The organism is Larkinella fluvii, from assembly GCF_051857545.1.
Taxonomy (GTDB): domain Bacteria; phylum Bacteroidota; class Bacteroidia; order Cytophagales; family Spirosomataceae; genus Larkinella.
In genome coordinates, this window is sequence record NZ_JBPZHB010000019.1 from 16,825 (window position 1) to 40,773 (window position 23,949).

General features: G+C 53.1%; 16 protein-coding genes. 15 read left to right on the forward strand and 1 reads right to left on the reverse strand.

Features of this window, described 5'->3' with window-relative positions; all coding sequences use genetic code 11:
• Positions 1–9 precede the first annotated feature (9 nt).
• Entirely contained in the window at positions 10–2,841 is a 2,832-nt protein-coding gene (locus ACS5NO_RS31820; RefSeq protein WP_439418837.1) for a hypothetical protein, read from the reverse strand.
• A 263-nt stretch (positions 2,842–3,104) separates the two neighbouring features.
• Here ACS5NO_RS31820 and wecB point away from each other — a divergent pair, with 263 nt between their 5' ends.
• From wecB to ACS5NO_RS31895, 15 genes are all read left to right on the forward strand, one after another.
• Positions 3,105–4,193 (forward strand): non-hydrolyzing UDP-N-acetylglucosamine 2-epimerase, encoded by a 1,089-nt coding sequence (gene wecB / locus ACS5NO_RS31825; protein ID WP_439418870.1) that lies wholly within the window; start codon positions 3,105–3,107, stop codon positions 4,191–4,193.
• Between the two features lie 498 nt (positions 4,194–4,691).
• Complete coding sequence (locus tag ACS5NO_RS31830) at positions 4,692–6,995, forward strand: SLBB domain-containing protein (RefSeq protein ID WP_439418838.1); 2,304 nt, start codon at positions 4,692–4,694, stop codon at positions 6,993–6,995.
• A 12-nt stretch (positions 6,996–7,007) separates the two neighbouring features.
• The gene (locus ACS5NO_RS31835) at positions 7,008–8,087 is read left to right on the forward strand and encodes a Wzz/FepE/Etk N-terminal domain-containing protein (protein WP_439418839.1); all 1,080 of its coding nucleotides are present in this window, start codon (positions 7,008–7,010) and stop codon (positions 8,085–8,087) included.
• 60 nt (positions 8,088–8,147) lie between these two features.
• Positions 8,148–9,497, forward strand: coding sequence for a lipopolysaccharide biosynthesis protein (locus ACS5NO_RS31840; RefSeq protein ID WP_439418840.1), 1,350 nt, complete (start codon positions 8,148–8,150; stop codon positions 9,495–9,497).
• Positions 9,494–10,705 (forward strand): glycosyltransferase family 4 protein, encoded by a 1,212-nt coding sequence (locus tag ACS5NO_RS31845; protein ID WP_439418841.1) that lies wholly within the window; start codon positions 9,494–9,496, stop codon positions 10,703–10,705. Before ACS5NO_RS31840 ends, ACS5NO_RS31845 begins: the two co-directional genes overlap by 4 nt.
• 8 nt (positions 10,706–10,713) lie before the next feature.
• The gene (locus ACS5NO_RS31850; protein WP_439418842.1) at positions 10,714–11,850 is read left to right on the forward strand and encodes a glycosyltransferase family 4 protein; all 1,137 of its coding nucleotides are present in this window, start codon (positions 10,714–10,716) and stop codon (positions 11,848–11,850) included.
• A gap of 419 nt (positions 11,851–12,269) precedes the next feature.
• Positions 12,270–13,172 (forward strand): hypothetical protein, encoded by a 903-nt coding sequence (locus ACS5NO_RS31855; protein WP_439418843.1) that lies wholly within the window; start codon positions 12,270–12,272, stop codon positions 13,170–13,172.
• A complete protein-coding gene (locus ACS5NO_RS31860; RefSeq protein WP_439418844.1) occupies positions 13,169–14,323 on the forward strand; it encodes a glycosyltransferase in 1,155 nt (384 codons plus the stop codon). The genes ACS5NO_RS31855 and ACS5NO_RS31860 overlap by 4 nt, the downstream gene beginning before the upstream one ends.
• Before the next feature lie 32 nt (positions 14,324–14,355).
• Positions 14,356–15,090: a hypothetical protein gene (locus ACS5NO_RS31865; protein WP_439418845.1), complete on the forward strand. Its 735-nt coding sequence runs from the start codon at positions 14,356–14,358 to the stop codon at positions 15,088–15,090.
• Between the two features lie 112 nt (positions 15,091–15,202).
• Positions 15,203–16,009 (forward strand): class I SAM-dependent methyltransferase, encoded by an 807-nt coding sequence (locus ACS5NO_RS31870; protein WP_439418846.1) that lies wholly within the window; start codon positions 15,203–15,205, stop codon positions 16,007–16,009.
• A gap of 116 nt (positions 16,010–16,125) precedes the next feature.
• The gene (gene asnB, locus ACS5NO_RS31875) at positions 16,126–18,033 is read left to right on the forward strand and encodes an asparagine synthase (glutamine-hydrolyzing) (protein ID WP_439418847.1); all 1,908 of its coding nucleotides are present in this window, start codon (positions 16,126–16,128) and stop codon (positions 18,031–18,033) included.
• A 3-nt stretch (positions 18,034–18,036) separates the two neighbouring features.
• A complete protein-coding gene (locus ACS5NO_RS31880; protein WP_439418848.1) occupies positions 18,037–20,214 on the forward strand; it encodes a bi-domain-containing oxidoreductase in 2,178 nt (725 codons plus the stop codon).
• Entirely contained in the window at positions 20,211–21,770 is a 1,560-nt protein-coding gene (locus ACS5NO_RS31885; protein WP_439418849.1) for a heparinase II/III domain-containing protein, read from the forward strand. The genes ACS5NO_RS31880 and ACS5NO_RS31885 overlap by 4 nt, the downstream gene beginning before the upstream one ends.
• Positions 21,767–23,014: a glycosyltransferase family 4 protein gene (locus ACS5NO_RS31890; protein ID WP_439418850.1), complete on the forward strand. Its 1,248-nt coding sequence runs from the start codon at positions 21,767–21,769 to the stop codon at positions 23,012–23,014. Before ACS5NO_RS31885 ends, ACS5NO_RS31890 begins: the two co-directional genes overlap by 4 nt.
• Positions 22,947–23,942, forward strand: coding sequence for an NAD-dependent epimerase/dehydratase family protein (locus ACS5NO_RS31895; RefSeq protein ID WP_439418851.1), 996 nt, complete (start codon positions 22,947–22,949; stop codon positions 23,940–23,942). The genes ACS5NO_RS31890 and ACS5NO_RS31895 overlap by 68 nt, the downstream gene beginning before the upstream one ends.
• Positions 23,943–23,949: the final 7 nt, after the last annotated feature.

Below are 23,949 nucleotides of genomic sequence, written 5' to 3' on the forward strand. Positions count from 1 at the left end.
TGTCAGGGCTTATTGAAATACGTACCAGGTTTGACTTTTTGCAGGAATAGTAACCCGAAGCGTCAGTTTGCTTCCGTCCAGCGCCCGACTCGCAAACGCGCCGTCCTGCTGGCTGATGGAAACCCGGTTTTTCAAACCCGTGTAGTATAGATCGACCGTCAACGTTCTCGTAATCGGCTCATCCAGCGGGTTATACACCATCAGCAGACCTTTCTCTTTTCCGGCGGCATCGACGTGCAGAATGGCGTCGTAATCCCGTCCGTCGGGTCGGCGCAGGTGGATGAGGTCGGCGTCCAGAATGGGGCGGTGTTTCTTGTAAAAACCTACCCATTTTTTCACCACGGCTTTGGTTTCCGGCGCGTCGTACAACTGCGGTCCGCGGTAACAGGCCTGCACACCCGCCCCGAACAGATTGGCCATCCGCTGCTCGTAATGCGGCAGATGGTCTTTCAGCGGTTCGATGGTAGCCGCCGGACCACCGCCGTGGTATTCGACCAGCGGCACGAACATCCAGCCCATCGACGGCGTTTTTTCCCAGGTACCGTCGTAAATGTTCTGCCGTTCGATAATCTCCTGGTATTCACGGGGCAGCGACCAGTTTGTTTCGCGGTAGCCCATCGCAATCTTGTTGCTCCCCGCCAGAAAATACCAGTCGGGCACGTTCAGGTAAATGCCTTTCCCGCGACACCACTGGTAAAAATCACGGATTCGGGCAAACTGTTTCCACTGCGAATCTTCCAGACCCGTGTGGCCGGGGTGACTCGTGGAAGCGCAAATGTCGCCCGGATATGAACCGTCGTGCTCCAGGATGTCCATGCCGGTTTCCTGGTAAAAACGGTATAAATTTTCGAAATACCGCTGTCCCCAGGCACTTTCCAGACAGGGCGAATGACCGAAAATGGGAGTCATGCCGGGTTTCGGCATGACCACGTCATTTTCTTGATCAATCGACCGGCTCGCCAGCAGGGAATACCCACCGATGGCAATGCCTTTCGAAGCTGCGTAGTCCTTCAACGCCTTCATGCGCTGCCGGTTTTGCCGGGTCGAATCTTCGATGTTAAAACCGCTGCCGAACGTCAGAATGGCCATCTCGAAACCGGCCTCCGCGCACTGATCGACGGCTTTTTTTACGTCGGCATCGGCCGAACTGCGGATGTGCATCAGGATCGGATTTTCGGTCACCCAGGGCGCGATCGTGCGGTACATTTTCCGCTGCGCCAGCCCCCGGCGTTCCCGGTCGCCGGAGTCGTAGAGCAATTCCCAAAGCCGCATGCTTTCAAACGGCTGCCCCCGAACGATCTTCTGCCCAACACCCTGCCGGGGCTGGCAAACCAGCACCGATGGTGTTTTAAGGTTGTAATTCACCTGCGTGCGGTACGTCGCGTCTTCCTGCCATTCGACGCAGGCGTTTTCGGACGCGTTGGGCGCCATCGACTGGAACGCAAAATCGCTCTGGGCAAAAATCGGCGGCAATTCCCAGCGCCGTTTGGCTTCTACGGAGCTTTCGGCTTCGGTCACGGCCAGGTGTTCGGTTCGGAGATTGTTCAGCACAAAACCTTCCGCCGATGCGGTTTCGACCGTCACCCACTTACTGAGCAGCGGCAAACCGTCGTACAATTCGTAATGCACTTTCACGACCAAACCGTTCAGAAAATCCAGATCAGCCCCCGGATTCTGCGGGCCACCGAGCAAGGTCAACTGCTCAATCCGGCAGCGGCCCGTCGATTGGGAAGCAGACTGCTCTGAGGTATTGCCTTTCTGATCGGTTTTTCCGACCCGGATGCCTTTCGGAACGGAGGCCAGGTCGAGCGTGCGAAGCGCTTTGTAACCAATACCGTCTTCCGATACCGACAAAAGCACTTTGCCCAACGCCAGTTCGATGCGCAGATACCAGGATTTGGCGGGATCGAACCCCTCGAAAAACTCTCCCTGATCGCCATTTTGCAAACCAAACTGCTGGTTGCCGGGCGAGAGATAGAATTTCAACGGCGGCCGATCCGCAAACGTGAGCGCCACACCCGGCCCGTAATACACACTTTGATCCGTTCCCGAATTGAGTTTACAAATCACCACGGCGGTTTTTTCGGGCCATGGCCGCTCCGCAAACAGGGTGCTGTTGGCCGGAATCTGAATTTCACCCGCTTTGCCTTCATTCGTAAACGACGCGGACTGATTCCCCGGCGACGCCACGATTTTCCAGTCGGACGACAGACTCCGAAAACCGTCGTCCAGCAGTTTGGTGCGCCGGTCATCGGACGTCAGGCGGTTTTGGTTATTGCGAATGATGTCGTCCGTCGTTCCGTACGTAAACGTGACCTCCAGCCCTTTAGGGGGCCAGTCGGCTTTCTGCGTCGACCAGGCCGTCCGGCGGTTCCACTCCATCCGTTTTTTAATCGGAGACACCTCATACGTCAGCATTTTCAGGCTGTAGGGATCGGCTTTCATGGTTTTGAGCCAGCCCGTCAGCAGGTAATTCTGAATGGGCTGGCCAGTCAACCCACCCACTTTGATTTCGTGGCCGTTGATCCAGAGAATGGCTTCGGGCGACACCGACCGCAGCAGCGATTCTCCCGTCGTCAAATTATCCAGACCTACCGATGCGCCGTTGGGTTCGAGGGAAAAGGTTCGGGTAATGAGACCGTTGCTCAAGGCCAGAAAGCCTTCTTTGGTTCGATAAACCGCCGATTTTTGGGCTGGTGCAGCCAGAAGCCAGTCGGTTTTGCTCCGCAGTTCTTCGCTGGAATACACCGGCAGACGGGCAATGGATTGGGCGTGAAGCGCAGAAACGACACCCCACAGAAACGCGATGGACAGGATGGGTCGGATAAGAAATTGGGTCATGGAACTTGATGCGAAACAGTCGGTGGTGGGAACGTCTTTTCGGAAAATAAGCGAATTCCGACCGGTTTCCCGATCCCATCGGGGCTTTTTTTTATTCCCGGGCGGGCAGACGCTACAGATTGGCAAAATTACTACGAATGCATTCTTTCCGCGCGCTGTACTTTGTTGTAAACCGAATCGCGGGCGGTTTTGTCGGTTCGCTTCGTACCGCAGCCCAACCCGTCGGCAGACTTGTTTTCTCCGTCTTCGCCATGTCTAAACCAATCAAGATTCTGAACATCGTCGGTGCCCGGCCTAACTTCATGAAAGTGGCACCCCTCCACCGGGCCTTTCAACGCTATCCGCAGGTTCGGTCAATCATCGTTCACACCGGACAGCATTACGACGCCAAAATGAGCGACGTCTTTTTCAGCCAGTTGGAACTTCCGAAACCCGATTATTTTCTGGGCGTTGGCGGAGGGTCGCACACGCAGCAAACCGCCCGGATCATGCTGGAATTTGAAACCGTGATGGAAACGGAACAGCCGGATCTGGTGCTGGTGGTGGGCGATGTCACCTCCACGATTGCCTGCGCGCTGGTGGCCGTCAAGATGCACGTTCCGGTGGTTCACGTAGAAGCGGGTTTGCGGAGCCGGGACCGGCGCATGCCCGAGGAAATCAACCGCATCCTGACCGACAGCATTTCCGACCAGCTGTTCATCACCGAGCAGGCCGGTCTGGATAATTTAAAACACGAAGGGGTCTGTAACGAAAAAGTGCATTTTGTGGGCAACGTCATGATCGACTCCCTGATGCATTACCGCCAGAAAGCCGCCGAAACCAAAACCGTTGAGAAGCTCGGATTAAAGCCGCAGGAGTACGTTCTGATGACGATGCACCGGCCCGCCAATGTCGACACGGAAGCCGGTTTACGGAGCATCCTGCAAATCATCGAAGATACCGCTCCCTACCGAAAAGTCCTGTTTCCCATTCACCCGCGGACGCTCCACAACCTGGAAAAATTCGGCCTGTCCTCCCGGCTTTCCGCCATCGCCAACCTGATGTTGATGGAACCGCAGGGGTATCTGGAATTTCTGAACCTGATGGAACACGCGGCCCTGATCGTGACGGATTCGGGCGGTATACAGGAAGAAACGACCTACCTTCAGGTTCCCTGCCTGACCTTTCGTGACAGCACCGAACGACCCGTGACCGTCGAACTGGGCACCAATCAGTTGCTGGCCGATCTGAACCCGGAAACCGTTCACGGCAAAGTACTGGAGATTCTGAAAGGCCATTCCAAAAAAGGGATCATTCCCCCGCTCTGGGATGGAAAAGCTGCCCACCGAATCGCCGAGATTCTGTTTGCGTGATTGAAGTAATGATAAATGTAAAATGGCGAATGATGAATGTAAAAGTGCCGGGCTGGCTACTCCTTTTACATTCATCATTCGCCATTTTACATTTATTATTCCCTTTTCGCGGTAGCGCATCAGACCTAAAAACCAGACAGTCGGTCAAGCAAAAAAACAAACCCGGCCCTAACAGGCCGGGTTGTTCCACGTTTCAAAGAGTTACCCTACCTCCATAGGATAACGCTGCAAGCTAGGCGGTTTCTACTGCGTGGACTATAGTAAATTTTCTATTTTACAGACAAATCAACATTCGTTCGTTTGGGCAGACCAACCCCTCCCCTGCCCACATTTGGCTAGTTTTCTACACGGCTGCCCCTGGCCATCCGGCTATATTTACGACACAGAGCCCGGGCAATGTCTCAACCGGTTTCACGTACCTATAGCACTTTCATCGTGATTTTTTGGGGTAGAATAACTTATAAAACAGCTCACAGGCAGACCGGCCTGGTATTGATGATGGCTTTCGGAATATTGACCTCTTCCGTAGCGCAAAAGGTAGCTGATTTAACTGAAGAGCAGGTTCAGCAATTTATTCAGCAAGCCAAATCGAGTGGACTTTCTGAGGCACAAATCGAACAACTGGCCTTGTCAAGGGGCTTTACCCAGGCCGATATCACGAAAATGCGTCAGCGGGTTTCCGACCTCAACACCGTACCCAAATCAGAACCGGTTCGCGAGCCGACCGGCGGCCGCACCCAGTCGGAAGACTCGCCGGTTCCGGTTCCTCCACCGGTTGCTGTTCTAACACCACCCACCAGCGAAACCACCCTGCTCATCCCGACGGTCTTTGGTGCTTCTCTGTTTACCAACGCAAACCTGACCTTCGAGCCTAACCTCCGGATTCCAACGCCCAAAAACTACCAGCTTGGCCCGGATGATGAGCTGATCGTCGATATTTTTGGGAACGCCCAGCAAACCTACCGCACCAAGATCAATCCGGAGGGCACGATCCGTCTGGAAAACCTCAGCCCCATATCCGTCAATGGGTTGACGATGGAACAGGCCGAACAGCGCATCGTTACCCGGCTCCGGCAATTGTATGCGGGCCTGAACACCCCTGGCAGTGGCATTCAGGCGCAGGTGTCGCTGGGGAATATCCGGAGCATTAAAGTCACCCTGATTGGCCAGGTCGTCAAGCCCGGCACCTATACCCTGTCGTCACTGGGAACGGTTTTTAACGCCCTCTATGCCGCTGGCGGGCCGGACCCCGGCCGTGGTTCTTTCCGCGACATCCGGGTATACCGCGCCAACCGCCAGATTCGCACACTCGACATCTACGACTTTCTGCTTGGAGCCGACCAGAAAGACAACATTCGGTTACAGGATCAGGACATCATTTTCGTCAACCATTATGACACCCGAGTGGCGTTGACTGGCGAGGTGAAACAGCCCGGTCTGTATGAGGTCAAAAAGGGGGAAATGTTGAAAACCGTGCTGGCTTTTGCCGGTGGTTTCACCGATCGGGCGTATACAGCCTCGCTGACCCTGCGCCGGAATACACCCAAAGAACTTGAAATCGGTACCATTCCGGCGACGGCCATCAATGCCTTTGTACCCCAGCGCGGAGATCAGTATGTGGTCGGCAGCATTACCGATCGCTTCAGCAACCGGGTGGTGGTCAGCGGGGCCGTATTTCGTCCCGGCACGTACGCCCTGCAAAACAATGCTACCCTTAAACAGCTCATTACGTCGGCGGAAGGCTTGCGGGAAGACGCGTTTCTGAACCGGGCTACCATCCGCCGGCTTCGTAAAAACCTCGATCCGGAATTGATTTCTATTGATCTGGGGAAACTCATGCGGGGAGAAACGACCGATATTCCGCTGCAACGCGAAGACAATGTTACCGTTCTGGCGTATAGCGACCTCCGGGAGAAGCGAACCATTGCCCTACAGGGAGCGGTCAATAAACCGGGAACATTCGACTATGCCGACAGCATGAGCGTGGCCAACCTGATCGTTTTGGCGGGTGGATTTACCGAAGGCGCCACAGCCTCACGCATCGAAATTGCCCGCCGGATCCGAAATGATTCTACGGGTTTACCGAACAATCAGAACGTGCGGCTCTTTCAGTTTAATCTGGATGAGAACCTCCGGCTCAACGAAGCCGATGCCCATTTCAGTCTCCAACCCTTCGATGAAGTGTTTGTGCGCACGTCGCCCCGGTACGAACAGCAAAAAATGGTGACCATTACGGGGGAAGTCACTTATCCGGGACGGTATGCCATCCGCGACAAATCGGAACGGATTTCGGATTTGATCGATCGGGCGGGCGGGTTACAGACCAGCGCCTTTTTGAAAGCTACCCGGTTTATCCGAAAAGAAGAATTAATCTCCATCGATATTCATCAAATTCTGCAAAGACCAACCGACAGTGGCAATCTGCTCCTGCTGGCTGGCGATTCCATTGTTATTCCCCGGAAGGTCGAATTAGTCCGCATCCGCGGAGAAGTCCTGAATCCATCGACGGTAGATTTTAATCAGGCCAAATCGTTTCGTTCCTACATCAACGAATCCGGCGGTTTTACCTCAAAAGCCCAACGCCGAAAATCATACGCAATCTATGCCAACGGGCAAATCCGGCGGACGAAACAGCTCCTGTTTTTCCGCTCGTTTCCCAAACCCGATCCGGGGATGGAACTGGTTGTTCCATCCAAACCAAAACGGGAGGAAAGCAAATTATCGCCCGCAGAGCGGGTGGCCGTCATGACCGGAATCACGTCTCTGGCGGCTGTTGTCCTGACCATTATCCGATTATTTTAACGAGCGATCCTGATGACGACGGCGAACCATGTGACCACCACCCAGTCTCCTCAAGCTGGCTATTGGATGGATTTATCGCCCGGACGAATCGGAAAGGTGCTCTGGCGCAGCCGGATCCGGGTGCTTTCCATCACGGCTCTTTTTGCGGTGACCGGCGTTGTCGTTTCTTTGCTAACCCAGCCTGAATACGTCTCTGAAGCGCGAATTATGCCGGAAATCAGCCAGGGAACGGGGGACGTACTCCAGAAACTGGCCTCCGTGGCCGGTTTTGCCGGTTTGGAATTTGGCGAAACCGGTGGCGTCGAAGCCATTCGTCCCGACCTGTATCCCAACGTTTTGCAGAGTACGCCCTTTATTTTGTCGCTGCTGGAACAGCCGGTTCCGACCAGCGACGGCGGCAAAACAAGCGTGTCTGCCATGCTGACGACACCAGATTCATGGTCATGGCTCACATCCAAAAAGAAGCCGGCTCCGCTCCGGCCCAATGCCAATCCGAACACCCTCCAACTCACGCAGGAGCAGCAGGATTTACTGGAAGACATTCAGCAGCGGGTTTCGGCGAAAATGGACACCCGCTCCGGCATCATTACGGTATCGGCCCGCATGCCCGATCCCACGGCCGTGGCGGCTGTTACGCAGATCGCCCTGGATTATTTAACCCGTTATGTATCGAATTATCGCACGGAGAAAGTTCGCCGTGACCTTGAATTCTATACCAACCGATTGAAAGAAGCGAAACGTCGTTTCGAACTTGCTCAATACAGCATGTTCCACTACAACGACCAGCACAAATACATGGTGGTGCAGGCCGCTACCATGGAAAAACAGCGTATTGAAGCAGAATTGACTATTTCTCAGGTCGTTTATACGGAATTGGCCAAGCAATTTGAGCAGGCAAAAATTAAGGTGCAGGAACAAACACCCGTTTTTAAGGTATTGGAACCCGCCAAAATTCCCCTGAAACGATCGTCGCCCCGACGCACGATGCTGGTGATCCTGTATACGCTGGTGGGGTTTGTGGTAGGCAGTGTGACGGCGCTGGCGGTGGGGTTCGATGTGATCGGCCGGCTGCGCCAAAGCCTGGCCGAGTAATCGCGCAGAGCCGGCGTGGCAAGCCGGGAATCGTAACGAGTCATTTTAATCCCGGAAACAATGTTTCGCCGTGTTTTACATTCCATAGCGGCCAGCGTATTGGGTCAGGCCGGCCAAATCCTGATCCAGTTGATCAGTGTGCCGCTGCTGATTCAGTATTGGGGATTGACGTATTACGGCGAGTGGTTGCTGTTGTTTACAATACCGTCGTACCTGAGTCTGAGTGATGCCGGGCTCGCTTCGGCCCTCTCCAATGAACTGCTGATTGTGGTCAGCAAAAAAGACGAGTCGAAAGCCGCCCGACTCCTGGGGAATGGCATCACCGCGATTCTTGGTTTTGGGGGTTTGGGCGCGGTTCTTCTGGCGCTCGGATTGAAACTCACTGGTTTTACGACCTGGCTAAAGATCAACTACATCAGCGAATCGGACGCCTGGCAGACTTTGCTCTTTCTGATGATGTATGTGGTGCTGGCTCTTCAGCAGGAACTCCTCAGTACCGTTCCCCGGGCAGAAGGAGACAACGCCAGCGGTCGGATTTGGATTACCGTTACGCGTCTGCTTGAATTTGCCGTAGTGATCGTGCTGGTTCGCAACGGTAGCCAGGCTGCTACGGTAGCATTGGCCTATTCGGTGGTGCGCGGCAGTAGCTGGGCGGGGATGTTTCTGTGGTATCGCCACCGCTACCCCTGGGTTCGTCAGGTCAAAACCGGCTTTTTTCCCTTGGCCGAAATCCGACCCCTGTTTAGTCCTTCGCTGGCTTTCTTTGGATTTGCACTGGCCAATTCCATCGTCCTGCAAGGCAGCACACTGCTCATTGGCGCTTTCATGACCCCGGTTCAGGTGGTGGTCTACACGACACTGCGTACCCTCAGCAATTTTATCCGGCAAATCATCAACGTCCTGACCTCGGCCATCTGGCCGGAATTGACTCGCGCGCTGGTAGCCTACGATTATTCCACGGCAATTCTACTCCACCGGCGGGTTTGCCAGATTGCGCTATGGTCGTCTCTGCTGTTTCTGATTGCCCTGGAAATCACAGGCGGATCGATACTTTCCGTTTGGACCAAAGGTGCCGTAAAACCCGAGCAACCCGTTTTCACCCTGCTGTTGCTAACATCCCTCCCCTACAGTTTATGGAATACCAGCGCCACCACGGCCATCTCGGTGAACCGGCACCAATCGATCGCTTTGGCATTCCTGGTCAGCAGCTTAGGCTCCTTACTGGCTGCCACCTGGCTGATTCCGTCTTATGGACTGGCCGGCATGGCCATCGGGCTTTTGCTGGGTGACGGTTTCATGCTGTTCCGGGTTTTTCAGAATAGCCTCAGCATTCTTTCGGAGGAACGCATCGGGAAACTGGTGCCAGCCCTTGTCACGGATTTCGCGTGGTTAAACCCCTTACGCAAATGAGCAAACTCCGCCAATCCGTAACCGCCCATGCCGGTGCCCGCGACCACTACCAACTGAGTCTGGCCCTGCACGAAGCCAACTGGCTGAATCAGTTGATTACCGAGTCCTATGCCCCGGACTGGCTGTACCAAAGCCTACCTGCTTACGCCAAAAAGCGGTATTGTCCGGGTTTACCGGCGGCTAAAATCAGCCTATCCTTGCCCGCTTCCTGGAAAACCGCTAAAGCACACGCTCTGCAACGCGATTACAGCCTCGACATCGATAAAGCAATCAGTCTTACTGCCTTACGAACTGCAGAAGCCGCCGGGAGCAATCTGTTTCTCTACAGCTACTACGCTTTTCAGGCTTTTCAACAGGCCGAACAGGCTGGAATTTCGCACCGGATTTTATTCCAATTGCATCCGCACCCGCTTTCGGTACGGACGATTCTATCGGAGGAGATCGATCGTTTGCCATTTGCCAGCCAGTCGATTCTGGCGGAAATGGAGTTTTCGCTGGCAGATCAGCGGCTGGAAGGCTTAATCGCCGAACCGCAATTGGCTACTTCCTGCGTTGTCGCGAGCCAGTTTACCCGAAAAACGCTGATCGAGAATGGCCTGGTCGCCGGGCAGATTCGGGTCGTACCGTATGGCGTCGATACGGCGGCTTTTCCGCAACGCCGGAAGGCTCCTTCAGTCCATCCATTCCGAATCATTTTTGTGGGCCGCATGAACCAGCGCAAAGGGCTGGCGGATCTCTTGCAGGCCGTCCGTTTGCTGAAAAGCCAGACCATCGAAGTGGTGCTTTGTGGGCGCGGCTACATCGACCACAATATTTTAAAAGAATATAAAGACCTGAAAATCAAAGTATACGAAGCCATTGAATTGAGCCGACTGGTGCAGGAGCTTCAGCAGAGCCACGTGTTTGTCCTGCCTTCGCTGGCGGAAGGTTTCGCGCATGTCATTCTGGAAGCTATGGCGACCGGTTTGCCCGTCATCACGACGGAGAACACCTGCGGGCCGGATGTCATCGTGGAAGGAAAACACGGGTATTTGGTACCCATCCGCAATCCGGAGCGGCTGGCGGCTCTGCTCGATTCCGCCATTACCGAACAGAACGCTTGGTTTGAAATGGGCCGTTTGGCCGCCGTTCAGGCACGCTCTTTCACATGGGCACGGTTTCGGGAAGGAATTCGGGCGGTATACCAGGACTTTATTGGCACGAACTAAAACCGGCTATGACAAAAATTCGACTGAGTTTTTATACCAATATTCCAACCCCCTATCAACAGGACTTCTTTGAAGCACTGTCGGTTTATTTTGATTTAACGGTGGTTTACTACGCTAAAACGGAAGTAGACAGACAATGGTCGATCAAAACCGAAAACCGTCCCTATCAAATTCATTATTTAACGGATACGATTGTTGCCCGGTGGATTCAGAAACGACTGAAAGACTACCATTATAGCTGGTCCATTATCCGATTATTGGCCCGTGACAAGGCCGATTATGTCATTTTCAGTGGTGCTTACTGGATCCCGAATACAATGTTCGGTTTAATCATTTCCAAAATCAGAAAAAAGACCATTGCCTTCTTTGGAGAGCGCCTAACCGATGCAGGTTCTCCCTTTAAAAAATACTTGAAGAAAATAAGCCTTACCCCGGCAAAGTGGGCCTGTCAACGCTTATTTGCCGGAGGAAAAGAGGCTGCTCAATCCTATCAATCTTACGGTTTTATATCGCCTATTTCAATCATTCCTTACAATATTGATATCACCCGCTTTGATAAAATCAATTTAAATCAGGAGAAATTGAATAAAATCCGAACCCGTTATAAACCAATCAATCAACTTGTGCTTCTTTCATCAGGGTCGCTGATTACAAGAAAGAATATGGCAACCTTAATCAAAGCTGTAAAAGACAGTAACATAGCGGTTTCGATGGTAATTATTGGAGAAGGGGATGAACGACGATATTTGGAGGAATTGATTGGGAATGATGAGCGCATTCATTTGACAGGATTTGTTCAGGCCAGTGAATTACCCTATTACTATAACCTGGCCGACGTTTTTGTTTTTGCCTCCCGGTATGATGGCTGGGGCGTTGTAATCAATGAAGCGATTGCTGCCGGATTACCCATCATCAGCAGTGAAAACGTGGGAGCAGCCCGGGAATGGCTAATCAACGGCATCAATGGATTCGTATGTCCGCCAAATGACACCAAAGCGTTCCGGCAATCTATCGAGAAGCTAGTCAACACGCCCGATTTGCTGGAGAGTCAGGCGGCCTACAACCGAAATTTTCGGGATAAAACCAGCTCCACGCATTACGCCGGGTTGATGTATGAAGCAATTAACCAAGACTTACGAGGATGATTTGGCTTTACATATTCCTTAATGCGGTCGTTCTCATCAACGGATTTCTGTACGTTCACCGAATGGGAACCCGACAGGTGATGCCCTTTGCCATCTGCCTGGTTTTATTGTCCATTTACTGCCTTTTTACACCCACATATTTCTATCTTATTGATCGCCAGACCTCAATGGGAGATGAGGGTTTATTTCTTTTTACCGGAAAAACCATTACAGGGTATTATGAAAAAGGAATGTTTTTTTACATGACGGCCAATACACTTTTTATTGCTGGTTTCATATGGAAACGGTATCCGATACATTCGTTCAGGTATACGATTAAACCAGAAGCCATTTCACGTCTTCAAAACTGGTCTCTTTTTCTTTATTTTCTTTTTTTCAGCATTGTATTCATTGATATTGCCATTAGCGGGATTAATCCATTGGATATCTTACTGGGCAGCGCGGACGAAAGTTTGTTCGGACAGGAGAGCATAACCAATTCATATTATTTCCGAAACTGTGCCGATTGTATCATCACCACTGTTGTACTCTTTGCGTATTTAAAGGGAAACAAATACAAAGTAACGGCCATGACACTACTGGCTTTTATTTTATTTGCCATCATGGGATTTCGCTACCGGATCATATTGACGATTCTGGGTCTTATTCTAGTCTACGGTCTGGATACCAAATCGATCATTCCATACAGCCGGATTCTTTTAACCAGCATGGCTCTCCTCTATTTCATTTTTTTTATTACATATAATCGCTGGAATTTTATACAGGGGCGGTTTTCGGATTTATCCTACAATCCGGTTGAATTTGAATACGGTGTTTTTTTCGAGCAAACCCGGGCATCTCTGGCCGATTTTAATTTGATCCGGTATTATGAAGCGAACCCCGAAATCCATCATGATTACGGCCTGACTATGTTTGGCTACGTACTGATTAAAGCATTACCTAAATTCGTTTTTCCCAACGGTGTAAAGCCCTACCCCCCTCCCGCGCTTACCATTCTGGATAATTCCCTGGAATTACCGAAACAATGGGCGAGAACCGGAGAAGCAACGCTGCATTATGGCGCTTTTTACGGGGCATTCGGCGGGTTAGGGTTTGTCATCATGCCCTTTTTGATGGGCTTTTGGCTCCGCTTCGTCGTCAGTCGAAACCCGGCTTTCACCCCCCTCGGCTTTCTAAAACAGGTGGTTTTTTCACTGGCTATATTCCAGTTTGTAACCCGGGGGTATTTCCCGCAGTTTGTGGATCATTTTGTTTACATCTCTCTTCCGGTTTGGCTGCTAAGCGGGTTGCTGAAACGGTCGACGGTTCTCAGTACACCATGAAACTACTCATTAACGCCTTTAACCTGGCTTCGGCCGGTGGGCTTAACGTAGCCCTGAATTTCCTGAAAAACATCCCATATTTAAAAAGCGATGCTGACCGAATTCATGTAATTGCCCCACAAGCCTGTGGTTATGAAGCACTTGAATCGGATAGCTTTAAAATTCATTATCTACCCAAAGCGTTGAACCACTGGATGACCCGGCCGTATATGGATCATGTCTGGTATCCGAAGGTATTGAATGAAATCAAGCCGGAAATTATTTTTACCATGGGCAATTTTCCGTCCCCGGTCCCCTACAAACAGGTCGTTCTGTTGCATTTGCCACACCTGGCGTACCCGGAAGACCAAGACCTCTGGAAACAGGTAGGTCCTGAAATTATCTTCAAGATCAAACTGCGCGACTGGGTTTTTAAAAGGCGGTTATCGCACGTTGACATTTTGCTGGTGCAGACCTATACCATGCAGAAACGGCTACTGCAGGTGTATCCCCAACTTCCTTCAATACAGCTTTTTCCGAATGCTTATACGTTATTGAACAGCCAGTCGACCTATGAATTGCCCGTCAAAAAGCAGACCAACCTGACGTATTTAATGTGCTTGTCACGCTATTATCCACACAAAAATCTGGAGATCCTTGTTGAGGTGGCCCGGCTAATGAAAGCCCGGCAGATGCCCTACCGGATTTTTATTACCATCGAAGCCTGGCAACATCCGAAGGCGAAACGCCTTTTGGAAACGATAGCGCAGGCATCGCTGGCGGATTTCCTGATTCCCATCGGAAATGTCCCCGCCGACTGCGTAGCCTCTCTTTATCAGCAGGTTGACGGGCTGATTTTGCCAACCCTGCTGGAATCGTTCACGGCTACTTACGTCGATGCCATGCACTTCGGCGTTTCCATTTTCACGTCTCAACGTGATTTTGCCGAAGAAATCTGTGGTGAAAGTGCGCATTATTTCGATCCGCTTTCGGCCCAAAGCATTGTCGACACCGTTCACGCCGGGTATTCGAACGAAACCCTGCGGCAACGCAAAATTACCGAGGGACGCCGGCGTTCAACGACTTTACCCGACTGGACGGAGGTCAGCCGAACGTGTTGGGAATTACTGGTATCTCTGGCCGAAAACGAGCAGATAAACGTAAAACAATGAACTGAATCCAAATTGTCCTCCTCTTGAAAACCATGATTCTGATCAAAACCCTCCGGCACTTTCGCCCGCTCGTTCTGCCCCTTGTCGGAATAACCGCCTTTCTTTTTCTGGATGCCTGCCAGCCGTCCACCACCGAACCCATCGCATCCGGTTACGACTACCAGCCCCTGGAAAAAGGCAATTACTGGATTTATGAAGTCACGGAACAGCAATTTGCCATCAATGGCAGTTCAACCACCCAGACGTATCAGTTGCGGGAGACCATCACGCATTCGTACGCAGATGCAGCCAATGCCGACCCGACCGGCAGTGCCACCTTTCGCCTGGAACGTCACCGCCGGGCCAACGACAGCCAGAGCTGGCAACCCGACTCCGCAAACAGCATCCGAATCACTGACAATCAATTGATTAAAACCGAAAACAACCTTTCCTATATCAAGCTGGTTTTTCCGCTCATCGACCAGTTTCAGTGGAATGGTAATGCTTTTAATACGGCCGGTGAAGACCTGTATCAACTCAAAAATACCGACAAACCGTTCGTCGTTCTGAGCAGATCGTTTCCTGAAACCGCCACCATCGTCCAGCAAAACGATTCCACGCTGGTGTCGCAGGACAAACGAATGGAAATCTACGCGCGCGGGGTTGGCTTGATCTATAAAGAAAAAGTACAATTGCAATTTTGCTCTTCAACGCCTTCGTGTGTTGGAAAAGCCCAAATCGACTACGGAATCCGGCAGTATTTCCGCCTGCGAACTTACGGAAAATGAAACCGTCGCGTCCCGGTTTCGTTTCTCGCCCATAGAATGGATGTTTTTCTACAGGAACGCCCCTCTGCTTCTGACGATATTTGGTTTAGGTACCGGATCAAGAACCGTCAAGATGAATGCGAAACAACAAGTTCACGATTTCTGGAATGAGGCCTCCTGCGGTGAAGACTTATACCTGAAGGGGGAAACGCTTCGTCAGAAATACCATCAACAGGCCAAAGAACGATACAGTTTAGAGCCGTATATTGCCGACTTCGCTGACTTTCAATCATTTGCCGAGCGACAGGTTTTAGAAATCGGGGTAGGCTTGGGGGCAGATCACCAGAAATTTGCGGAGGCCCACGCCAACCTGCACGGTTGCGACCTGACCGAACGTGCCATTGCGCACACCCGCGAACGATTGGCCTTGTTCAGTTTGCGCTCGGAACTACGGGTCGCTGACGCCGAAAACCTTCCGTATGATTCCAATACGTTTGACCTGGTGTATTCGTGGGGTGTTATCCACCACAGCCCGGATACCCAGCGGGTTGCGGATGAAATATTCCGGGTTTTAAAACCCGGAGGACTGGCGAAAATTATGATCTACCACAAACACAGTTGGGTGGGCTACCTGCTCTGGCTTCGGTATGCACTCGCCCGGGGAAAGCCCACAACCGATCTCGCAGCCATCTATGCCAATCACCTGGAAAGCCCCGGAACCAAAGCCTACAGCAAAGCCGAAGCACAGCAGTTATTCGCCCAGTTTCGGCAGGTTTCCATCAAAACCGTCCTGACCCACGCCGATTTGCTGACTTCGCAAGCCGGTCAGCGGCACCGGAGCTGGCTGCTCACCATCAGCCGTCGGCTGTATCCCCGCTGGCTGATCAAAACGTTTTTTCCGGAACACGGGCTATATATGATGATTTCTGCCATTAAATAAGCACTCAAATAAAGTCCGTTGATTGCTCGGGTTTACAGCCACCATTTAACTCATTGAATGTCAATACGGTATCTAGCTGATTACAACCATGAACTTTAAACCGGTCTACTCCTAGCATGTGCGGCATTGCGGGCATCGTCAGTACTTCCATTCCTCCGTCCGTCGACCTCCAATCGACCATCCGCCACCGTGGGCCGGACGGGGAAGGTATTTTCAATGCACCGGGAATCCAACTGGCCCATACCCGTCTGGCAATCCTGGACCTGTCGCTCAATGGCAGGCAGCCCATGCAAACCGCCGACGGTCGCTACGTCATTATTTTTAACGGCGAGATCTACAACCACCTCACGCTGCGGGCGACCCTGACCGACCGCTATATCTTCCGGTCGTCGTCGGACACCGAAACGCTGTTGTACGGTTTTGCGGCTTACGGAACGGCAGTTTTCAGAAAATTGAACGGGATTTTTGCCTGCGCCATTTTCGATACCGTCACGCGCCAACTGGTGTTGGCCCGGGATCAGTTTGGCGTAAAACCGCTGTATTATTACCACAAAAACGGGTTGTTCCTCTTCAGTTCGGAGCTAAAAACCATTGCCGCTTATCCCGGTTTAGATAAAAGCATCGACTATCCTGCACTCGTCAACTACCTGCATTTTCTGTATTCGCCCGGTATGCAGACGCCTTTTCAGCACGTCAGCAAGCTGTTACCGGGTCATTTGATTCAGTTGTCGATCGACGAACCTGCTTCGATTTGCCTCAAACGGTATTACGACCTGCCTTTCCGGGGTACCTATTCCGAACAATCCGAATCCCAGTTGCTGGAAGAACTTGACGAGCGGCTTTTCTGCGCCGTAAAACGCCAGTTGCAATCCGATGTACCCCTGGCTTTTTTTCTGTCTGGCGGCCTGGATTCCAGTCTGGTTATGGCGATGGCCAAACGGGCGCATCCCAACGAGCAGTTGACCGGTTACACCATTCGCACGGCGTTCCAGAATGGAAAATTCGAGGGCTTTGAAAACGATTTGCCGTATGCCCGGCAGGTGGCGGCCCATTTAAACGTCGATCTGGTGGAAGTGGATGCCAATGTAGACATCGTCCGCGATTTCGACCAGATGATTTACCACCTCGACGAACCACAGGCTGACACGGCCCCTTTTAACGTCCTGAATATCTGCCGGGAAGCCCGCAAAAACGGACATACGGTTTTGCTGGGCGGAACAGCCGGAGACGATGTTTTTTCAGGTTACCGGCGTCATCAGGCCCTCAGTATGGAGCCGTTTCTGAACCGGATTCCGCCCGCCGTGGGCCGGTTGCTGAACCGCACCATTAACCTCGGCACCAACGATGCGCCCTTGCTTCGGCGGCTCCGGAAGTTAACGGCTGGTATGGGCCAGCCCCAACATGAACGAATGGCCGATTATTTTGCCCGTCTGCCCCTTGCCACCAACCATAACTTATTCGAAAGCACCATCGGAAAAACGCTGCACGGCCACCAGCCCAGCCATCAGTTGCTGGCGGCCCTTGAGCGAATTCCCGACGAAAAAAACCTGCTCAACCAATTACTATTCTGGGAGTTATCGTATTTCCTGCCGGATCATAACCTGAACTATACCGACAAAATGAGCATGGCGGTCGGTGTCGAAACCCGCGTGCCATTTCTCGATACCGAACTGGTTGAGTTCAGTACCAAGTTGCCGCCATCCCTGAAAATGCACGGGCGAACCACCAAATACCTGCTCCGAAAAGTGGCCGAGCGGTATTTACCCCAATCCGTCATCTACCGCCCCAAAACCGGCTTCGGAACGCCCCTGCGCGACTGGCTCCGCACCGGCCAGTTGAACGAAATGCTCCAGCGGTATCTTTCCGAAGAAAGTCTGCGGAAACGGGGCATTTTCGATCCGGTAGCCGTACACCAGTTAATTCGGGATAATCAAAACGGAAAGCTCGATGCGTCCTATTCCATCTGGGGATTGATGGCCATTGAGTCGTGGTTCCGCCAGTTTGTCGATTCCGACCATCCGTGACTTATGAAACAACTTATTCTTCACCTGAAAACAGGAAACACCCTATTGGAAGACATACCCGCTCCGCAGGTCCGGCGCGGGCAGGTGCTCATTCAAACGCGCCGGACGCTGGTTTCGCTCGGCACCGAACGCATGCTGGTGGAATTTAGCCGGGGCAGCCTGATTTCGAAAGCCCGCCAGCAACCCGACCGGGTGAAGCAGGTGCTGGAGAAAATCCGTACCGATGGCCTGATTCCAACCCTGGAAACGGTTTTTAACAAACTGGATCAACCGCTCCCGCTCGGCTACTGCAACGTTGGCGAGGTGGTGGCGGTGGGGGAAGGCGTAACCGATTTATCCGTTGGCGACCGCGTTGCCTCCAATGGCCACCATGCCGAAGTGGTTTGCGTTCCGCGGAATCTGGTGGCGCGCGTACCCGACCGTGTCAGCGACGACGAAGCGGTTTTTACCGTCATTGGTTCCATCGGTTTGCAGGGCGTCCGGCTGTTGAATCCGACGCTGGGCGAAACCGTGGTGGTCGTTGGCCTGGGGCTGATCGGGTTGCTTACGGCCGAACTGCTCCGGCTGAACGGATGCCGGGTGATTGGACTGGATGTAGACGAAAAAAAGCTGGAACTGGCCCGCAGCCGGGGCGTAATTGCCCTGAATCCGGCGGGTGGTACTGATGCCGTGAAAGCCGTTCTGGCGCTCACCCAGGGGGTTGGCGCGGATGGCGTCGTGATCACAGCTTCGGCCAAAAGTGACGAACTGATTTCGCAGGCCGCCCGCATGAGCCGCAAACGCGGACGCATTGTGCTTGTTGGTGTCATCGGCCTCAACCTGAGCCGCGCCGAGTTTTACGAGAAAGAATTGACGTTTCAGGTTTCCTGCTCCTATGGCCCCGGCCGCTACGACGACCTATACGAACAACAGGGGGCCGATTATCCCCTCCCGTTTGTTCGCTGGACGCAAAACCGCAATTTTCAAACCATCCTGCAACTGCTGGAAACGGGTCAACTGGATGTCACACCGTTGATAACGGAAGTGGTGCCATTCGAAAATTTTGACCGGATTTACCGCGAAATTTCCCATTCAGCCTCCATTGCGTCGCTGCTGAGTTACCCGGAAAAACGGAATCTGAAACCGGTGGTTCGATTGCGGGAAAGTCAATACGAAGGCGTTGGAACGGCAGTCGCGGGTCTGATTGGTGCCGGCAATTTCACGAGTGCCGTCCTCTTACCCGCTCTAAAACAAACCGGTGCGACCTTGAAAACCATTGCCAGCGCCAACGGACTGAATGGGACATTGCTGGCAAAAAAATACGGTATTGCGCTCAGTACCACCGACTACCGGGAAGTATTGAACGATCCGGAAATCAATCTGGTGGTCATCACCACCCGTCACCAGCAGCACGCCCGGATGACTCGCGAGGCTCTGCTGGCGGGCAAACACGTTTTTGTCGAGAAACCGCTCGCCATCTACGAAGACGAACTGGAGCAACTGGTGGAGGTGGATCAGCAAACCGACAAAACGGTTCTGGTGGGTTTCAACCGCCGGTTTTCGCCCCACGTGCAGAAAATGAAAGCACTCCTGGGCGGTTCGGCGTCCGGCGATGTTCCAATGAACGTCATAGCCACGATGAACGCGGGTTTTATTCCGGCTAACTCCTGGGTACATGACCGGGCCGTGGGCGGAGGACGAATCCCGGGTGAAGCCTGCCATTACGTCGATCTGATCACGTTTCTGACCGGTAGCCGGGTGGTGGCGGTTTGCATGAATGCGATGGGACGGCAAGCCTCCGAAACGAGCGATTCGGCATCCCTCCTGCTGCGGTACGAAAACGGTTCGACGGGCGTCGTCAACTACTTCGCCAATGGCAGCAAAGCCTACGCCAAAGAACGGTTCGAAGTGTATTCGCAGGAACGAACCTTGGTTCTGGATAATTTCCGAACGCTGAAAGGCTACGGTTTCAAAGGTTTTTCTGACTTGTCGACCCAACAGGATAAAGGCCACAAAGCACAGTTTCAGCGGCTGGTGGCGCAGGTGCGCACCGGCGGAGAACCGCTGATTCCTTTCAATGAACTGGTCAACACCACCCGCACGATGCTGGCCGCCCTCCAAAGTTTAAAAACCAGACAGTGGGTGGAAGTCGCCACCGGCGTTAGCGTGACTCAATCGGCAGAACCGTCTCCTATTCTATGAAAAACTGGCGGCTTTATTGGAACACCATCCGGTATTTGCGGACGCGGCAACTGCTGTATCAGTTGATAAACCGCTTGCGTTCAAAACCGTCATTGACCCTAAAAACCGTTCCGCCCGTTACCAATTTCCTCGCGTTTACAGCCCCCGATAAACCACAGCGTCTGACTGGACAAACGTTCACATTCCTGAATCAGTCCGTTTCGTTTCCAACGGAGGTCGACTGGAATTATGCAAAAAACGGAAAGCTCTGGCTGTATAACCTCAATTATTTTGATTTTCTGAATCAACCCGGTCTGGACCTTGAGCAGGGTCTTGGTTTGATCCGGCAGTTTATGCGCCAGTCGGCAGAGTTGAACGGCGGTTTGGACCCCTACCCGGTTTCGTTGCGTGTCATCAACTGGATACGTTTCCTGTCGCATCATCAACTCCGGTTAGCCGACATCGACATTCATCTCCAGGCCCAGATTCGGTTGCTGCAAAACCGGCTGGAATACCATCTTTCGGGCAATCATTTGCTGGAAAACGGGTTCGCTTTGCTGCTGGGATCGTTGTATTTTCAGGATCGGCGCTTATACCGGAAAGCCATTCACCTCGTCCGGTCGCAACTGACTGAACAGTTGCTACGGGATGGCGGGCATTACGAACGCAGCCCAATGTACCACCAGATTATCCTGGACCGGCTGCTCGACACCTGCCAGGCCCTGAAAAAAGACGATTGGCATGCCGATCGCGACGCCGACGGTTTTCTGCTGGAACAGGCCCGGCGGATGCTGAACTGGCTGGTGACGATCACCTTTTCGAAGGGAACAATCCCGCTGATGAACGATGCCGCCGACGAAATGGCACCCACCACCGCCCAGCTTCGCGCCAAAGCCGAACGAATCGGGATCAAACCGCAACGCACTAGTTTATCAGACAGCGGCTTTCGCCAATTCCTGACGCCCAAGTATGAAGTCGTAGCCAACGTTGGCACCATCGGGCCAACTCATCAGCCAGGTCACGCACACGCCGATGCCTTTCATTTTGAGCTTCAGGTGTACGGTCAGCCGGTTCTGGTGGATAGCGGCACATCCACCTACGAAATCAATGCCCGGCGGCAATGGGAACGCAGCACGGCGGCCCATAATACCGTGCAGGTTTTCGATGCCGATTCGTCGGAAGTATGGGGCGGTTTCCGCGTGGGACAACGGGCAACGGTCACGCTCCTGGAAGAAACGCCCACCCTCATCCGGGCGCAACACGATGGGTTTCAGCACCTCGGCCTCCGTCACGAACGCCAGTGGGTCGTGGCCCCTGATCGATTGACGATCATGGACCGGATCGACGACGGGCCAACCGCCGTGGCCCGCTTTTATCTGGCGCCGGGAGTTCGCCCGCTGGTGGTGAATCCGAACTGCCTGCGCTTCTCCTGGGGCAACATGGAATGGCAAAATGCGCTCGAAGTCAGCCAGAAAGCCGTTCAGGTTGCCCGGCAGTTCAACCAGCTTCTGCCGACGCTGGTGATCGAGGTTCAGTTCAAAAAAACAGTACGGACGATAATTACCTGTGTGGAATGAAAATTGTCTATTTTTATCAGTACTTCTCAACGCCAAAGGGTTCCTGGGGAACCCGCGTGTACGATTTTGCCAAACAATGGAATGAAAAAGGCCATTCGGTCACCGTTGTCACCAGTATTTACGCGAAGTCGGATCTGAAGGCCAGCTGCTGGACCGAGGAACAAATTATCGACGGCATCCGGGTCAAAATCCTGAACCTCCGCATCGACAACAAACAATCACCACTTCGGCGAATCTGGACATTCCTCGCCTTTTCAATCTGGTCGAGCTGGTATGCGCTGACGTTGCCTGCCGACATCGTCGTGGCGTCTTCCGGCCCCATTACCGTGGGAATTCCCGGTTTAATCGCCCGGTATTTGCGGGGCCGGAAGCTGGTTTTCGAAGCCCGGGATCTGTGGCCCGACACGGCCATTCTGATGGGCGCGTTGCCCAATCCGGTTCTCCAGAAACTGGCGTACCGGTTTGAGCGGCTCTGCTACCGGGCCGCGCACCTGATCGTTGCCCTGTCGCCCGGTATTCAGCAGAACATTGCCCGGCGCTGTGGTTTCAACCACAGTATTTCCATCCCCAACGCGACCAACCTGGATCTTTTCGGCACACCCGTCGCCGACGTTACGCTACCCGCTTCGTTGTCCGGTAAAAAAGTCGTCATTTACACGGGAAACATCGGCGCCGTCAATAATTCCACCCTGCTGTTCGAAACCGCCAAAGCCCTGCGCCAGCGAAACGACATCGCGATATTGCTCATTGGCGACGGACAATTGAAACAGGAACTCCTGACAAAACAGCAACAGGACGCCTTACCCAATTTCTTTATTTATGATTTAATGCCTAAAAATGAATTGGTTGCCTACGTCCAGCAAGCCTGGTTAGCCATTGTTCCCCTCAAACGCGCGCCCCTGCTCGACACCTCATCGCCGAACAAGCTGATGGAAGCCCTGGCCGCCGGAACACCGGTCATTCAGACCACCGATGGCTGGATAAAAACCTTTCTGGAAGAACATCAGTGCGGTTTTACATTCAGTTCGGATGATCCGGCAGCCCTCGCGGCATTGCTCATTTCATTGGCCGACGACCCTTCCTGGCGTCCGGCCATGAGCCTGCGGGCAGCGGCCGTCGCCCGCAGGCTGTTCGACAAGAACCAGTTAGCGACCGACTATTTAACCGCTTTAACCAATGTCTGTCAATCCAAGCCCCAAGCCACCGACCGCCTTACTGACCGGACACACTGGATTTCTGGGTAAATATCTGGCCCGAAGTTTGACCGAAACCGGGTATCGGGTTTTAACGTTGGGGCGAACTAAAGGCGCTATTCGCACCGATCTGGCAACCCAACAACCGGACTTGTCTGGAAATGCCATCAATCTGGTGGTTCACGCGGCCGGGAAAGCCCACAGCCTACCACGCAGTACGGAAGAATCCCAGGTTTTTTTTCAGGTAAACCGGGATGGCACCCGTCGGTTGCTGCAAGCGCTTGAACTGTTGAAAAAACGGCCCGACGCCTTCGTTCTCATCAGTACCGTGGCCGTTTATGGGTGCGAAACGGGGGAAAAGATAAGCGAAGAAGTGGCTTTGAGCGGGAAAACACCCTATGCCGAAAGCAAAATACAGGCCGAGGCATTGGTGCAAACCTGGTGCGCGCAGCAGGGCGTCCGGTGCTGCATTCTGCGATTGCCCTTGGTTGTCGGTGCCGATGCGCCCGGTAATTTAGGAAAAATGGAGCAAGCCATTCGGCGTGGGCGCTACGTCCACATCGGTGCCGGCTCGGCCCGACGGAGTATGGTGCGCGCCGACGATGTGGCCCGAATGATTCCGAAAGCCGCCCAGACCGGCGGAATTTATAACCTGACCGACGGCATTCATCCGTCCGTACGGGAATTGGGAGACGCCATGGCCCGGCAAATCGGCCAACGAACCATACCGACGGTTCCAATCGGTTTTGCCCGGATTTTGGCCCGTCTGGGCGATGGCATCAATGGGGTGATCGGGCGAAAATTTCCCTTCGACTCGATTACCTTAGCGAAAATGACGGGCTCCCTCACTTTTTCGGATCAATTGGCCCGGGAAAAACTAGGCTGGCAACCGCGTTCGGTCCTCTCTTTTTTCGCTCCGGATTCGGACATTGACCGTAACTTTGTCCAACCCGCTGACAAACGGGGACAGACCTATTAACCATTTC